Raw genomic sequence first — 14,631 nt, 5'->3', positions numbered from 1 at the left:
GGACTCACCCCCATGGAACAGTCACTTAAACATTTGCGCTTCCCACTCGCGGCTTTGGCCATAGTGGTGATGAGTGCATGCGGCAAAACTCCACAAGCGACTGCTCCTGCCCCCGCAGCAAAAGTCAGTGTGGCCAAAGTACTGGAACAGCCGGTCAACGAATGGGACGAATTCACCGGTCGCCTTGAAGCGCCAGAAACAGTTGAAATACGCCCACGCGTGTCGGGCCAGATTGATCAGGTCGCCTTTACCGAGGGCGCCCTGGTGAAAAAGGGCGACGTGCTGTTCCAGATCGACCCGCGCCCTTTCCAGGCCGCTGTGCGTCAGCTTGAAGCCCAGGTGCAACAAGCGCGCGCCAACGCCAGCCGTACCGAAAACGAAGCTCAGCGTGGCGAGCGTCTGCGCCAAAGCAATGCCATCTCGGCTGAACTGGCCGATTCGCGCACCACTGCCGCTCAAGAAGCCCGCGCCGGTGTCGCAGCCATTCAGGCGCAACTGGATCTGGCCAAGCTGAACCTGAGCTTCACCCGTGTGACATCGCCCATCAGTGGCCGTGTCAGCCGGGCCGAAATCACGGCCGGTAACATCGTCACGGCGGATGTCACCCCCCTGACCAGCGTGGTGTCGACGGACAAGGTGTACGCCTATTTCGACGCTGACGAGCGCGTATTTCTCAAGTATTCGCAACTCGCCCGTCAGGGCCAGCGCGGTCAGACCACTCCTGTGTACCTCGGCCTGTCCAACGAAGAAGGTAATCCTCATCTCGGTCAAATGAACTTCGTCGATAACCGGGTTAACCCGCAAACCGGCACCATCCGTGGCCGCGCGGTATTCGATAACGCCGATGGCAGCTTCACGCCCGGCTTGTATGCACGCCTGAAATTGGTCGGTAGCGGTACTTACTCGGCAGTCTTGATCAATGAAGAAGCGGTCGGTACCGATTTGGGCAAGAAGTTTGTTCTGGTGATGGATGCTGACAACAAGACCACCTACCGCACGGTTGATTTGGGACCAAAAATCGAAGGCCTGCGCATCGTTCGCAGCGGTTTGAACAAAGACGACACCATCATCGTCAAGGGCTTGCAGAAAGTACGGCCGGGCTCCCCGGTAGCGCCAGAAGTGATTCCGATGGCCAACGAACAAACCCTCGCCGCACTGGCGCAACAACGACAAGCCCTGGAAGCCAGCAACCTGCCACAAGTGAAGCCCGCCAACAACGCGCCGAAACTTGCCAGCGTTGCGACTCCGCGCGGTTAAGGGACGACAACTCCAATGAATTTTTCCCAGTTCTTTATTCAGCGGCCGATTTTCGCGGCTGTGCTTTCATTACTGATTCTGATTGCGGGCGGCATTTCGCTGTTCCAATTGCCCATCAGTGAATACCCCGAAGTCGTGCCGCCCACCGTGGTGGTGCGTGCCAGCTTCCCCGGCGCCAACCCCAAGGTAATCGGCGATACCGTGGCAGCTCCTCTGGAGCAAGCGATTACCGGCGTGGAAAACATGTTGTACATGTCTTCGCAATCCACCGCCGACGGCAAAATTACCCTGACCATCACCTTTGCATTGGGCACTAATCTGGACACCGCCCAGGTGCAGGTACAGAACCGAGTGACTCGCACACAGCCCAAGTTGCCGGAAGAAGTGACGCGTATCGGTATTACTGTGGACAAAGCCTCGCCCGACCTGACCATGGTGGTGCACTTGACCTCGCCGGATCAGCGTTACGACATGCTCTACCTGTCCAACTACGCCATCCTTAATATCAAGGACGAACTGGCACGCCTGGACGGTATCGGTGATGTACAAATGTTTGGCATGGGCGACTACTCACTGCGGGTATGGCTTGATCCCAACAAAACCGCATCGCGCAACCTCACAGCCACGGACGTGGTCACGGCTATTCGTGAGCAAAACCGTCAAGTGGCCGCCGGTGCCCTGGGCTCGCCGCCAGCACCCAATGCCTCCAGCTTCCAGCTATCGGTCAACACCCAAGGCCGTCTGGTCACTGAAGAAGAGTTCGAAAACATCATCATCCGCTCCGGCGATGATGGTCAGATCACGCGCCTGAAAGACATCGCCAGGGTTGAGCTGGGTTCCAGCCAGTACGCGTTGCGTTCGTTGCTGGACAACCAGCCGGCCGTGGCGCTTCCAATCTTCCAGCGCCCCGGCTCCAATGCGATCCAGATCTCTAACGACGTTCGCGCCAAAATGGCCGAACTGAAAAAGAGCTTCCCGGAGGGCATGGACTACCAGATTGCCTATGACCCGACCATCTTCGTCCGTGGCTCGATTGAAGCGGTGGTTCACACCCTGTTTGAAGCCCTGATTCTGGTGGTGCTGGTCGTTATCCTGTTTCTGCAAACCTGGCGCGCTTCGATTATTCCGCTGGTGGCCGTGCCTGTATCGCTGATCGGTACGTTTGCAGTGATGCATATGTTCGGCTTCTCGCTCAACGCCCTGTCGCTGTTCGGGCTGGTGTTGGCCATCGGTATCGTGGTGGACGATGCGATCGTCGTCGTGGAGAACGTCGAGCGAAATATCGAACTGGGACTCAACCCTGTCGATGCAACCAAGCGCGCAATGCGTGAAGTGACCGGGCCGATTATTGCCACGGCATTGGTACTGTGTGCGGTGTTCATCCCGGCCGCCTTTATCTCGGGCCTGACAGGACAGTTCTATAAGCAGTTCGCGTTGACCATTGCCATCTCGACCGTGATCTCTGCGTTCAACTCGCTGACGTTGTCTCCTGCACTGGCGGCGGTATTGCTCAAAGGCCATCACGCCCCCAAAGACCGCTTCACTAAACTTCTCGACCGCCTGTTCGGTCGCTGGCTGTTTGGCCCGTTCAACCGTTTCTTCATCAAAGCCAGTAACGGCTATGTCGGCACGGTGCGTCGGATCATTCGTGGCAGCGGCATCGCCATGCTGATTTACGCGGGCCTGATAGTACTGACGTGGGCCGGATTTGCTCACACGCCAACCGGTTTTGTCCCACCGCAAGACAAGCAATACCTGGTGGCCTTTGCTCAACTGCCGGATGCGGCCAGCCTGGATCGCACCGAAAGCGTGATCAAGCGCATGTCCGAACTGGCGCTCAAGCAACCTGGCGTGGCCAACTCGATTGCCTTCCCGGGCTTGTCAATCAACGGCTTCACCAACAGCCCTAACAGCGGCATTGTGTTTGTCGCACTGAAATCATTTGACGAGCGTAAGGACCCGAGTCAATCCGCTGCCGCCATTGCCGCCACGCTGAATGCGCAGTTTGCCGATATTCAAGAAGCGTATATCGCCATCTTCCCGCCCCCGCCGGTACAGGGCCTGGGCACTATTGGCGGGTTCCGCCTGCAAGTCGAAGACCGCGGTGGTCTGGGCTATGACGAGCTGTACAAAGAAGTCCAGAACGTGATTGCCAAGAGCCATGACGTGCCCGAATTGGCCGGTTTGTTTACCAGCTATCAGGTCAACGTGCCGCAAGTCGATGCCGCTATCGATCGTGAAAAAGCCAAGACTCACGGTGTGGCAATCAGCGACATCTTCGACACGTTGCAGATCTATCTGGGATCGCTGTATGCCAACGATTTCAACCGCTTCGGACGTACTTATCAGGTAAATGTTCAAGCTGAACAGCAGTTCCGTCTGGAGCCTGAGCAGATTGGCCAACTGAAAGTGCGTAACAACAAAGGTGAAATGATCCCGCTGGCGACCTTTATCAAGGTCAGCGACACCGCTGGCCCCGACCGCGTCATGCACTACAACGGGTTTGTCACCGCTGAAATCAACGGTGGCGCAGCACCGGGCTACAGCTCAGGCCAAGCCGAAGCGGCTATGGAAAAACTGCTCAAAGAAGAACTGCCTAACGGCATGACTTACGAATGGACTGAGCTGACCTTCCAGCAAATCCTGTCAGGCAATACCGCGTTGTTTGTGTTCCCGCTGTGTGTGCTGCTGGCGTTTCTGGTGCTGGCCGCTCAATACGAAAGCTGGAGCCTGCCACTGGCCGTCATCCTGATCGTGCCGATGACGCTGCTCTCAGCCATTACCGGGGTGATTCTCTCAGGCGGTGACAACAACATATTCACGCAGATCGGATTGATCGTTCTGGTGGGGTTGGCGTGCAAGAACGCGATTCTGATTGTCGAGTTCGCCAAGGACAAACAGGCAGAGGGGCTCGACCCGCTGGCTGCGGTACTGGAAGCCTGCCGCCTGCGTCTGCGGCCGATTCTGATGACCTCGTTCGCCTTCATCATGGGTGTGGTGCCTCTGGTGCTCTCCAGCGGTGCGGGTTCAGAAATGCGCCACGCCATGGGTGTTGCGGTGTTCTCCGGAATGCTCGGCGTGACCTTCTTTGGCCTGCTCCTGACCCCGGTGTTCTATGTATTGATTCGCCGTTATGTGGAGCGCAGTGAAGCGCGCAAAGCCGCCAAACACCTGAAGTTGGAGTCGCAGCAATGAGCTTGAAAGTCTTTATGCCGAGCCTGTTGGTGCTGGCCTTGAGTGCTTGCGCCGTTGGCCCGGACTACAAAACCCCGGATACCGCTGCGGCTCAGATCAATGCCGACTATTTGAAGGGGTTCGACCGCGCGCACTTTGAAGGCATCTGGTGGCAGCAGTTTGACGACCCGACGTTGAATCAGTTGGTCACCCAATCGCTTAATGGCAACCGCGAGCTGCGCGTGGCATTTGCCCGCTTGCGTGCCGCTCGGGCCATTCGCGACGACGTCAGTAATGACGCCATGCCGACTATTACCAGCCGGGCCAGCAGTGATGTCGGCAAAGGCCAGATACCTGGCCAGACCGAAAAGCGTGTCAACAGTGAACGCTACGATCTGGGTCTGGATATGGCGTGGGAAATCGACCTGTTTGGGCGTATCCAGCGCGAACTGGAAGCCAGCGACGCGGATGAACAGACCGCAGCGGCTGATCTGTACCAACTGCAAGTCACCCTGATTGCTGAACTGGTAGATGCCTATGGCGAACTGCGCGGCGCGCAACTGCGTGAGCGCATCGCCCTGGACAACCTGAAAAACCAGCAGGACTCCAAGGCGATCACTGAAAGCCTGCGCGATGCGGGCGTGGGCGATCAACTGGACGTGGTGCGTGCAGACGCCCGCTTGGCGTCTGTTGAAGCCAGTGTTCCGCAGTTGCAAGCCGAGCAAGTGCGCGAGCGCAATCGTATCGCCACGTTATTAGGCCAGCGACCTGAGCAGTTGAGTGTTGATTTGAGCCCCAAACAACTGCCCGCCATTGCCAAGGCGCTGAATATTGGTAATCCCGGCGATCTGTTGCAGCGCCGGCCGGACATCATGAGCGCCGAACGCAAACTGGCAGCCGCCACGGCTCGTATTGGCGTGGCCAAAGCCGATTTGTTCCCACGGGTCAGTCTGAGCGGATTTTTGGGGTTTACCGCTGGGCGCGGGTCACAAATCGGTTCGGCGGCAGCCAATGCCTGGGCACTGGGGCCGCGCATTACCTGGCCCGCTTTTGATCTGGGCAGCGTACGCGCACGTTTGCGTGGCGCCGATGCCGAAGCTGAAGGCGCACTGGCCAGTTACGAGCAGCAAGTACTTTTAGCGCTTGAGGAATCTGACAACGCCTTCAGTGACTATGGCAAACGCCAGCAACGTCTGGTGTCGTTGATTCGTCAAAGTGAATCGAGCCGCACCGCCGCTGACTTGGCAGCCATACGTTACCGCGAAGGCACGGTGGACTTTTTAGTCTTGCTCGATGCCCAGCGCGAACGTTTGGCCGCTGAAGACAGCCAGGCACAAGCCGAGGTAGAACTGTATCGCGGCGTAGTGGCCATCTACAAAGCGCTGGGTGGCGGCTGGCAGCCTGAGACCCTAGCTCGCGCACACTGATTTAACGCTGTCTCCAAGAGCTCCTTTGGTTGGCCGCAACCAACCAATTTTTAGCCCCGCGCTCATTCGGCCGCGGGGCTTTTTTTTGCGGTTTGAACTCATCCGCAATCACCCCGCCGTTTGACTCCAGCTGCAGACTGTCCCAATCTTGCAGCTCATACGCTCGCTTGTTTCTGGATATTGCATGGCTCAGCCTCGCCGTTACCTGTTTATCAGCCTGATGTCTGCACTGATCGCAGGCGGCCTCTGGTATGGAATGCGCTCCGCCCCTACGGTAGCGCCCGCCACCACTAACCACAGCTACTCGGCTGCGCTTGAACAAGCTCATAACGGGCAGCCCGGCGCTGCGCGGGTCTTGTATCAGCAGCTGGCCCGCACCGACCTCTCCGATATCCGCCGTGCCAGCTTGCATGCCGAACTGTCTAACTATCCGAGTCCTCAAGCCTTAAAGCTGGCAGATGCCGACCTGCTCAACCCCTCGCCTTTGGTGCGCCAGGCGGCGATTCAAAGCGTTGTCGGCCTGGTGCCCAATGCCCAACGCACACTACTGCTTGGCCCGTTACTGGACGACCCTGAGCAAAGCGTGCGGTTTGCGGCAGCCAATGCCTTGTTGGGTTTGTCGGCGGATGAGCAAGGCCTGTACTTCGGCCCGTTGCAGCAAGTCATCGACGAGTATGAGCGCGACCTCGCTACCCGACCGGACGACGCGCAAGCACAAGGACAACTCGCCCGGTTGTATCTGCACGAAGGTCAACTGGATCAGGCTCAGGCAGCCCTGGAGAAAGTCACGGCTCTAGAGCCGGACAACTTGCGCGCAGTGGTCGCACAAGTAGATTTACTGGACAAACGCGGACAAGTTGATCAAGCACGGCAATTGCTGGCCAAGCAACTGCAAGCGCACCCGGACTCGGCTTATCTGCAACATGCCCTCGGGATGTGGCTGCATCACCACGGCCAGACAGAATATGCGCTGCTCGGCCTGGCCAAGGCTGTGGAGCTGGAACCTGACAACAGTGACTACCGTTACAAACTGGCGGTAGCATTGCACGACCTCGAACAACTGGAAGCCGCGCAACGCCAACTTGAAGAGCTGTTACAGCGACAACCCGCCAATCGCAAAGCCCGCATCCTGTTGATCCGCTACTGGAAGGAAACCGGGCAGCTGCAGAACGTGCAAGTGTTACTGGCACAACTTGAACAAATGAACCCCGATGATCCCGCCTTGCAGCAGGGACTTTGAAAGGGGTTTACAGCTAGCACAAGCAGGCAACCCGCTACTGCAGGCCCACGCGATACAGCACGCCATCCGCCTCATCAGTCAAGACATACAAATAGCCGTCAGGCCCCTGGCGGACGTCGCGAATACGCGCATTCAACTCACCTAACAAGCGCTCCTCATGCACCACCTTGTCGCCATCAAGCTGTAGCCTTATCAGGTCTTTGTCGGCCAGCGCGCCAATAAACAGGTTGTGTTGCCATAGCTTGAAGCTGTCGGCGTCGTAGAACGCCATGCCACTGATGCCCGGCGATTTGTCCCAGACATGATGAGGAATAACGGTGCCTTCAAGCGTCTTGCCCTTGGCCTCGGAGATTGGCTGCGATGAATAATCAATGCCATGGGTCGCCAGCGGCCAGCCATAGTTTTTGCCGCGTTCAATCAAGTTGATTTCATCACCGCCTTTGGGGCCATGCTCATGGGTCCAGAGTGTGCCTGTCCACGGATTCAACGTCGCACCTTGTTGATTGCGATGACCGTATGACCAGATTTCCGGACGGACGCCTGGCTGCCCTACAAAAGGGTTGTCGGGTGGGATTCGTCCATCGGGGAAAATGCGCACAATTTTGCCCTGCAACTTGTCGAGGTCCTGGGACGTAGGCCGCTGATTATTCTCGCCAAGGGCGATAAACAGATAGCCGTCGCGATCGAAGACCAGACGAGAACCAAAGTGGTTACCCGTGGAGAGTTTGGGCGTTTGACGAAAAATCACTTCAAAATTGCTCAGCCCGGTCAAATCATCCGACAAACGAGCGCGACCGACCGCAGTACCTGCCTTACCCTCGTCGCCACCCTCTGCGTACGACAAATACACCAGCCGGTCTTGAGCAAAGGTCGGCGACAGGACGACATCCAGTAATCCACCCTGCCCTTTAGCCCACACTTGAGGGACGCCTGAAAGCGGCGCAGAAAGTTTGCCTTCCGGGCTTACAACCCGCAGATTTCCTGGTCGTTCGGTAATCAACATGCCTTTGTTGTTCGGCAGAAAAGCAAGCGCCCAAGGATGATTTAGCCCTTGCACAACAGGCGTTGCCGTAATGGCTCCCGCCTCGGAAGAAAAGGACTTCTGCTCGTCGGCATGAACCGATAATGCGACATTGAGCAGTGAAGAGGCGCACACAGCGGCCAACAGTGTTTTTCTCAACATGAGCAATTCCTTATTCGATTAACGATTGTCTCGCGGTTGCAGCGACGGTGCAGTCGGCTTGACGGTCGCGGGCAACGGCGGATTACGCGGGTAGCCATTGCCCACCCCCCCGTTCTCAAGGGTCGGGGTATACACCTTGGGCATGGTCGAAGGCCCTCTTGGCACCGGCGTGGCAGGAACGCTGCCTTGACGGCTATTAGGATTAATACGCCGAAGTGTGTTGTTGGTGTTGCCGGGTGCCGAGCCTTGTGCGACCCACTGGATGTCGGGAGGGGCTGCGGCGTGATCATCAGCGTATGCATTCGCGCACGTTATCGTGACAAACCCCAATAGCAGTAAGACGAGTCTGGATCGACCACTTTTCATCTCATTCTCCTTCTCTGCGCACCCTTAATCTTTGAGGGACTCGTGAGTCGCAGGTTCGGTTTAAAACTTAAATACGCTCAAATGACTCATTCAAAATGTCACTCAATGTTACTGGCGTACCTAATCGCTTAGTAAATGCCTCTTTAGCCCACTCAACAACCTGTCATTTATGACACTTACTCCATGATGTTTTTGTGTTTATAACCCATTCAAACTCTGTCGAGCCTGACACGCACTGCAGGGGTGAACCGTGATGTTATTTATGTCCGCAATCAGGATGTCAATCATGCCCAAACACCCTGCACTTCAGTTATTCGCCACCTCCCTTTTGAGCCTCGCCTTGCAAAACGCCTATGCGCAGTGCTCGTTTACCCCGACCGCTGGAGATGACAGTTATATCTGTGACAGTGGTAGCGCTGCTTCATTAACTGACGTGCAGGGCAACAATAGCCTTATTTTTCCCAGCGGCAGTACGGGCACCCTCACAGGCCCGGTTTCTTTTGGCCCTGGAGCTGACCGCATAACGGTTAACGCCGGTCTTATCAGTGGGGCGGTCAGTCAGGGCTCTGGCATCGATGACTTCATCATGACAGGCGGCCAGATCCAGTCTCTGGTTCAGGGTGACGGACGCGACACCTTCCTCATGACCGGTGGGACTATTGTCGGTGCTTTTGAAGATGGCGATGTGGCCACAATGACCGGCGGGCGTATTGGCCGTGTCGATATGAAACTGGACAACAACATTTTTGATCTGTCGGGCGGCCAAATCATTGGCAATCTGGTGACCGGTCTTGGGCAGGACACCATAACCGTCTCCGGTGGCACCATTGGCGGCAATATTAGCGTCAGCGGTGGCAACGATCAGGTCACCGTGACGGGAGGCACGGTGGGAGGCCTAATTCTCATGAGTTTTGGCAATGACACATTTGTCTGGCGGGACGGCGGCACGCTACAGGGGGCTGTGGTGATGGCCGATGGCGACGATAACGGGCTGCTGTCCAATTTGTCCGAGACCCTGCTGTCATCCACGCCGCGTCTCGACGGCGGCCCGGGCAATGATTCGCTGACCTTTGCCAATAGCAACCCGCAAACCGGTGCTCGCTATGTCAATTGGGAAACGATAGCACTGACTGAAGGCTCCCACTTGACCCTCAATGACACGCTGACCTTGGGCGATACCGTCAGCAGCACAGGTAATCTGAATATAGATGCCAGCAGCCAGATTGAATCCAGCACAGGCGTCATTTCGCCCTTTACGGCCGGCCAGAAAGCTAACGTCAATAACTCTGGCTTGATAGACCTGACCCGTGGCGGAACTGCCACTGGCGACACTCTTACGATCAATGGTGACTATGTTGGCAATAACGCCATGATCAAATTACAAAGTGTGTTGGCCGGCGACAATGCAGCCTCTGATCGACTGATCGTAGCGAGTGGCCAAATGTCAGGCAACACCGCACTGAATGTCACCAATATGGGCGGAACCGGTGCATTGACCGCACAAAACGGTATTCAAGTAGTCCAGGCCGATCAAGGTGCTACAAGTACCGCAGGTGCATTCACGTTAGGCCAATCTCTGTCTGCCGGTGCGTACCAGTACTATCTGTTCAAGGGAGGGGTCACAGCAGGGAGTGAAAATAGCTGGTTTTTGCGCTCTAGCGTCGTCACACCTCCCGCGTTTGCCCCCGTTGTACCGCCTGTTGTGGTGCCTCCAGTAGTCATTCCTCCCGTTGAAGTACCGCCCGTGGAGCCCCCGGTTGCCACCACGCCAGTCCCTGCTCCTGTCGCAGCCGTTGGCACGCCTGCCCTGCCCACCGCAGCGCCAGGACAAAGCATCACCCTTTATCGTCAGGAGGTGCCGCTCTACGCTGTGGTCCCGCCCGTGGCGGCACTGCTGGCACAAACGTCGATCGGCACCTTTCATGATCGTCAGGGAGAACAAAGTCTACTGACTGAAAACGGTGCCGTTGCGGCGGGATGGGCACGAACTTTTGGCAGTCACTTGCGCCAGAGCTGGTCTGGTACTGTCGCACCCAGTTTTGACGGTTCCATCAGTGGTTATCAAATAGGCCACGATCTGTATGCATGGACGTCAGACAGCGGTATGCGTCAGCGTGTCGGCCTGTTTGCCAGTCAGTCTCGCCTGGACGGTGACGTGCGCGGCTTCAATCTGGGCTTTAAGAATGCCAAGGCAGGTGACATCCGCCTTGACGGCGATAGCCTGGGCGGCTACTGGACACTGATCACCCCGCAATCGGCGTACATCGACGTCGTGGCCATGGGCACCCGCTTTGACGGACGCACGCGTTCTGAACGCGGGGTGAAACTGGATCTGGATGGGCACGCCGTTAGCGTGTCTCTGGAGACGGGCTACCCGATTGCCGTGTCCAGCCATTGGCAAATCGAACCTCAAGCGCAGTTGATTGCTCAGAGGGTCTCCATGGACAGCGCCAGCGATGGCATTTCCACCGTAGGCTTCGAGTCACAGGACTACCTCAAGGGCCGAGTCGGTGCACGCATGAAAGGTGCTTACAGTGTCAACAACGTGCCCGTTGAGCCTTACATCCGTGCCAACCTGTGGCGCAGTTTTGGGGGGCGCGACGCCACCAGCTATGACACGGTTCAAGCTATTAAAACCGATCACAGCTCCAGCAGCATGGATGTAGGAGCAGGTGTGGTGGCACGTTTGAACTCTAGCGTCAGCGTCTATGCCAGCACCGATTACAGCGCCAACCTCGATTCGCGCAATCAGGAAGCCATTAGCGGCTCGCTGGGTATACGCATGAGCTGGTGATCATGGGTAGGGATCAGGCCCGATTTCTATCACTGTAGACTCACGCGCCTCGGCAATCAGTGCTTCGCGGCACACTTGGTAGCAGTCCTCGATATGGCCGTTACCCACCATTTTCATTACACCAAAGCTGATCGTGGCGGCGACGGCCTGCCCAACAAAAGGGACAAACCGAATCACAGACTTGGTGGCGACCTTGGTACCCATTTTGCGGACCAGCGACATGACCAGTGTCCGGCTGATAAATTTGCCGATGACTTCACTGCCGATGCCCGACACCGCGACGACGATAAGACGTCTGGATCGAGTGTCCATTTGTTCAATCTGCTGCGGAGTCAGACCGAACTTACTGTTGATTGCCGGCAGCATTTCAACCAGCAGCGCCACATCCGTTCCGATATCCAGGCCCGGTATCGGAATGGCCGCTGCACCCGCCGAAACGGCCGAACGCTTGGTGACCATGGCTTTGCACTCGTCACGAATGCGATCCAGCTCAGCTAATGATCTGATTAACATAAGGCTCCCCCGACTCAATAAAAAAACCAACGCAGTCTACTACGCCCTTCAGCCACTCATGTCTGGCCTGCTTTAAATGTAGAGGGGATACGGCGCAAGAAATTCAGAAGAAGGGAGAAATTTAGCCGCATGCGGGCTTGGGCGGAAGGGAAATAAGCCTGTACTCGCCGGGAGTACAGGCTTGGGGGGTTAAACGTCTTTTTTAACTTTTGTCCACTCGGACTTGATTTTCTGAACGAAGGAATCTTTCGGCGCTTCTTTACAGGCGGTGATCACCAGAGGGGTGAGCGTTTCAACACCGTCGACGTCCAGCACAGCGTCTTCTACCTTGCCGCTTTTGTTAACGGCTTCACCCAGACCTACAGCGGTTGGCTGGAATGACTCTTTGACTGCCAGAAAATCCTCGCACGTCCATTTCGAAACCGGCTTGGCATCAGCGGCCTGAGCCATTGAAGTCAAGGCCACCAAGCTTGCTGCGCCCATCATCAGGATGTATTTCTTCATATCAATATTTCCCTATTATCGAAAGAATGTCAGTGACGTTGGTTATACCGCCAAAAACATAGTTGCCATTACCGGCCCTGTCAAAGAAGTCACGATGGCACCTCTGTTTATGAACTCGACGTTATAGATAACCCATAGGCACACAGAATCCCGGGACGAATTAATCTATAAATCCGACCCTGCCTGTATTGTTTCAGTCACTTCAAAGTGCCTGGAAAGCGTTTATCCAGGCACTTCTAGCCGTCAACTGATTGATTTCATCATTGCGAGAGAATCACTTTCATCGCCTTCTCCTTGGCCGCGTTACCGAATACTTCATACGCTTTAAGAATGTCATTCAGGGCAAAGCGGTGAGTGATCAACTGACCAGCATCGACTTTGCCTGATTGCACCGTTTTCATCAGCATGGGGGTGGTGTTGGTATTCACCAGCCCGGTTGAAATAGTAACGTTCTGGATCCACAGTTTTTCCAGATGCAACTCGACACTTTTACCGTGCACGCCCACATTGGCGATGCTGCCGCCAGGGGCAACCACCGATTGGCACGTATCAAACGACGCAGGAATACCTACGGCCTCAATGGCCACGTCCACCCCTACCCCTTGCGTCAGCTCAAAAATACGCTCAACGGCATTTTGCGTGTTGATGTCGATCACGTGTGTGGCACCAAACCGCTGAGCCATTTCCAGGCGGTTGGCATCACCATCGACCACGATCAACATGGCGGGTGAATAAAACTGTGCCGTCAGGAGTGCAGCCATACCGACAGGTCCAGCGCCTACAATCACGACACTGTCACCCGGCTTCACTTTGCCCGCCAGCACACCGATCTCAAAACCGGTGGGCAAAATATCGCTCAGCATAACCAGCGCTTCCTCGTCCGCCCCGGCGGGAACGGGATAAAGGCTGTTGTCGGCATGAGGAATGCGCACATATTCAGCTTGGGTGCCGTCAATCAGGTGGCCCAAAATCCAGCCGCCGTCAGCGCAGTGCGAATACATCTGGCGACGACAGTTCGGGCAACTGCCGCAGGAAGTAATGCACGAAATTAAAACATGGTCGCCGGGCTTAAAATTTCGAACGGCCGAGCCGACGGCTTCAACCACACCCACCCCTTCATGGCCCAGTACGGTTCCTTTGGCAACTTCTGGAACATCACCCTTGAGAATGTGCAGGTCGGTGCCACAGATGGTCGTGTGAAGGATACGAATAATGGCATCGGTCGGTTTATCGACGACCGGCGTTGGAACCTCGGCCCAGCTCTTTTCGCCTGGTCCCTGATAGGTGAGTGCTTTCATTATGGCTTTCCTTTATCCGATCAGAATCAACAACGACTGTGCACCTTGTGGAAAGAGTGCCAGCCCCCAAGTCGTTCGGTGGAGTAAAGCAGCCTTTTGCAGATGCGCGTTGCCGCAGGTCATAAAACCGGGTATCTGCATGAATGGTCAGGGGTAACCTTTGGGTGACTGGAGTCAGGCGGTGCCGGGCGTAAACCACTGTCACGCCTAGGCGACAATGCACGCGATATCCGCCTTTTTGGCCCAGAAACTGGCTATAACGCCCAAATATTGGTTTCGACTGATGCGCGCTGGATCAACTCAAGCTCAGAACGGAAGCTATGAGGGGGCCGACCAAATCCGTGCTTTTTAAGCACAGCGGCGGCGCCCACGGATTCAACGAACTTAAATTGGCGGTGGCGCGCTGCAGAATGCCAAGCGTGCCCAATACTCTACGAGCAGCTGCTAAGACGAGCTGTACTTAATTGATCCTTCTTGAGGCGGTGAACATGCACAAATTATGGATACGCTACTCGCAATTACTCGACAAGGATCTGAATGCCAAGATCTTCGACAATTTCAAAAATATGGTTCTGTGCGCGCTTCTGTTTGCAGCGGGTACAAACGCTTTGCACAGTGATCACAAGATTTTTATGGGCATTACTGCCACCCATCTGGCTGGGTGGGGGGTGATCACCATTTCTGGATTACTGATGCTCCTGAACGTCAGTGATGGCATTCGCCGACTAGCCCAGCTCCGCTACCACCTCGTCTTTCAGGTTTTGATCGTGCTCGTTTATATAATAATTTCCGCACGGGTTGTGGAGATGGTCTGGAGCTTCCGCGCGTAACAGAAAAATCAATCAGGCTGGGGCTACTCCACGATGACCAGACGC

The 14,631-nt window shown here is 56.0% G+C and carries 11 protein-coding genes; 6 read left to right on the top strand and 5 right to left on the bottom strand.

Annotated features, from left to right (window positions below):
* Positions 1 to 12 precede the first annotated feature (12 nt).
* The 4 genes from mexE to ACI7MX_RS20265 all read left to right on the top strand — a co-directional run bounded on the left by mexE (position 13) and on the right by ACI7MX_RS20265 (position 7,098).
* Positions 13 to 1,257 carry a multidrug efflux RND transporter periplasmic adaptor subunit MexE gene (mexE, locus tag ACI7MX_RS20280; protein WP_405591183.1) on the top strand — a complete coding sequence of 415 codons (1,245 nt, stop codon included), beginning with the start codon at positions 13 to 15 and terminating at the stop codon, positions 1,255 to 1,257.
* 15 nt (positions 1,258 to 1,272) lie between these two features.
* Entirely contained in the window at positions 1,273 to 4,452 is a 3,180-nt protein-coding gene (locus ACI7MX_RS20275) for an efflux RND transporter permease subunit (protein ID WP_405591180.1), read from the top strand.
* Positions 4,449 to 5,858: an efflux transporter outer membrane subunit gene (locus ACI7MX_RS20270; RefSeq protein WP_405591177.1), complete on the top strand. Its 1,410-nt coding sequence runs from the start codon at positions 4,449 to 4,451 to the stop codon at positions 5,856 to 5,858. The genes ACI7MX_RS20275 and ACI7MX_RS20270 overlap by 4 nt, the downstream gene beginning before the upstream one ends.
* A 184-nt stretch (positions 5,859 to 6,042) precedes the next feature.
* A complete protein-coding gene (locus tag ACI7MX_RS20265) occupies positions 6,043 to 7,098 on the top strand; it encodes a tetratricopeptide repeat protein (protein WP_405591174.1) in 1,056 nt (351 codons plus the stop codon).
* 34 nt (positions 7,099 to 7,132) lie between these two features.
* Here the strand turns inward: ACI7MX_RS20265 and ACI7MX_RS20260 are convergent, their stop codons facing one another.
* The gene (locus ACI7MX_RS20260; protein ID WP_405591171.1) at positions 7,133 to 8,281 is read right to left on the bottom strand and encodes a PQQ-dependent sugar dehydrogenase; all 1,149 of its coding nucleotides are present in this window, start codon (positions 8,279 to 8,281) and stop codon (positions 7,133 to 7,135) included.
* Between the two features lie 18 nt (positions 8,282 to 8,299).
* Complete coding sequence (locus ACI7MX_RS20255) at positions 8,300 to 8,647, bottom strand: hypothetical protein (protein WP_314483035.1); 348 nt, start codon at positions 8,645 to 8,647, stop codon at positions 8,300 to 8,302.
* Positions 8,648 to 8,933: 286 nt separating this feature from the next.
* On the opposite strand from ACI7MX_RS20255, the gene ACI7MX_RS20250 reads away from it, so the two are divergent.
* Positions 8,934 to 11,441: an autotransporter outer membrane beta-barrel domain-containing protein gene (locus ACI7MX_RS20250; protein WP_405591168.1), complete on the top strand. Its 2,508-nt coding sequence runs from the start codon at positions 8,934 to 8,936 to the stop codon at positions 11,439 to 11,441.
* On the opposite strand, the gene ACI7MX_RS20245 is transcribed toward ACI7MX_RS20250, so the two are convergent.
* The 3 genes from ACI7MX_RS20245 to ACI7MX_RS20235 form a co-directional block, all read right to left on the bottom strand.
* Positions 11,442 to 11,954: a hypothetical protein gene (locus tag ACI7MX_RS20245; protein ID WP_122785950.1), complete on the bottom strand. Its 513-nt coding sequence runs from the start codon at positions 11,952 to 11,954 to the stop codon at positions 11,442 to 11,444.
* A 189-nt stretch (positions 11,955 to 12,143) separates the two neighbouring features.
* Complete coding sequence (gene hdeA / locus ACI7MX_RS20240; RefSeq protein ID WP_314483029.1) at positions 12,144 to 12,458, bottom strand: acid-activated periplasmic chaperone HdeA; 315 nt, start codon at positions 12,456 to 12,458, stop codon at positions 12,144 to 12,146.
* 260 nt (positions 12,459 to 12,718) lie between these two features.
* Positions 12,719 to 13,756: a zinc-dependent alcohol dehydrogenase family protein gene (locus tag ACI7MX_RS20235; protein WP_314483027.1), complete on the bottom strand. Its 1,038-nt coding sequence runs from the start codon at positions 13,754 to 13,756 to the stop codon at positions 12,719 to 12,721.
* Between the two features lie 488 nt (positions 13,757 to 14,244).
* On the opposite strand from ACI7MX_RS20235, the gene ACI7MX_RS20230 reads away from it, so the two are divergent.
* Positions 14,245 to 14,586 carry a hypothetical protein gene (locus tag ACI7MX_RS20230; protein ID WP_314483025.1) on the top strand — a complete coding sequence of 114 codons (342 nt, stop codon included), beginning with the start codon at positions 14,245 to 14,247 and terminating at the stop codon, positions 14,584 to 14,586.
* The last annotated feature ends 45 nt before the right edge of the window (positions 14,587 to 14,631 follow it).

The organism is Pseudomonas sp. 2024-210, assembly GCF_045062345.1.
Lineage (GTDB): Bacteria > Pseudomonadota > Gammaproteobacteria > Pseudomonadales > Pseudomonadaceae > Aquipseudomonas.
The sequence above is the reverse complement of the archived record's forward strand: the minus strand, read 5'-3'. Positions and strand labels throughout refer to the sequence as shown.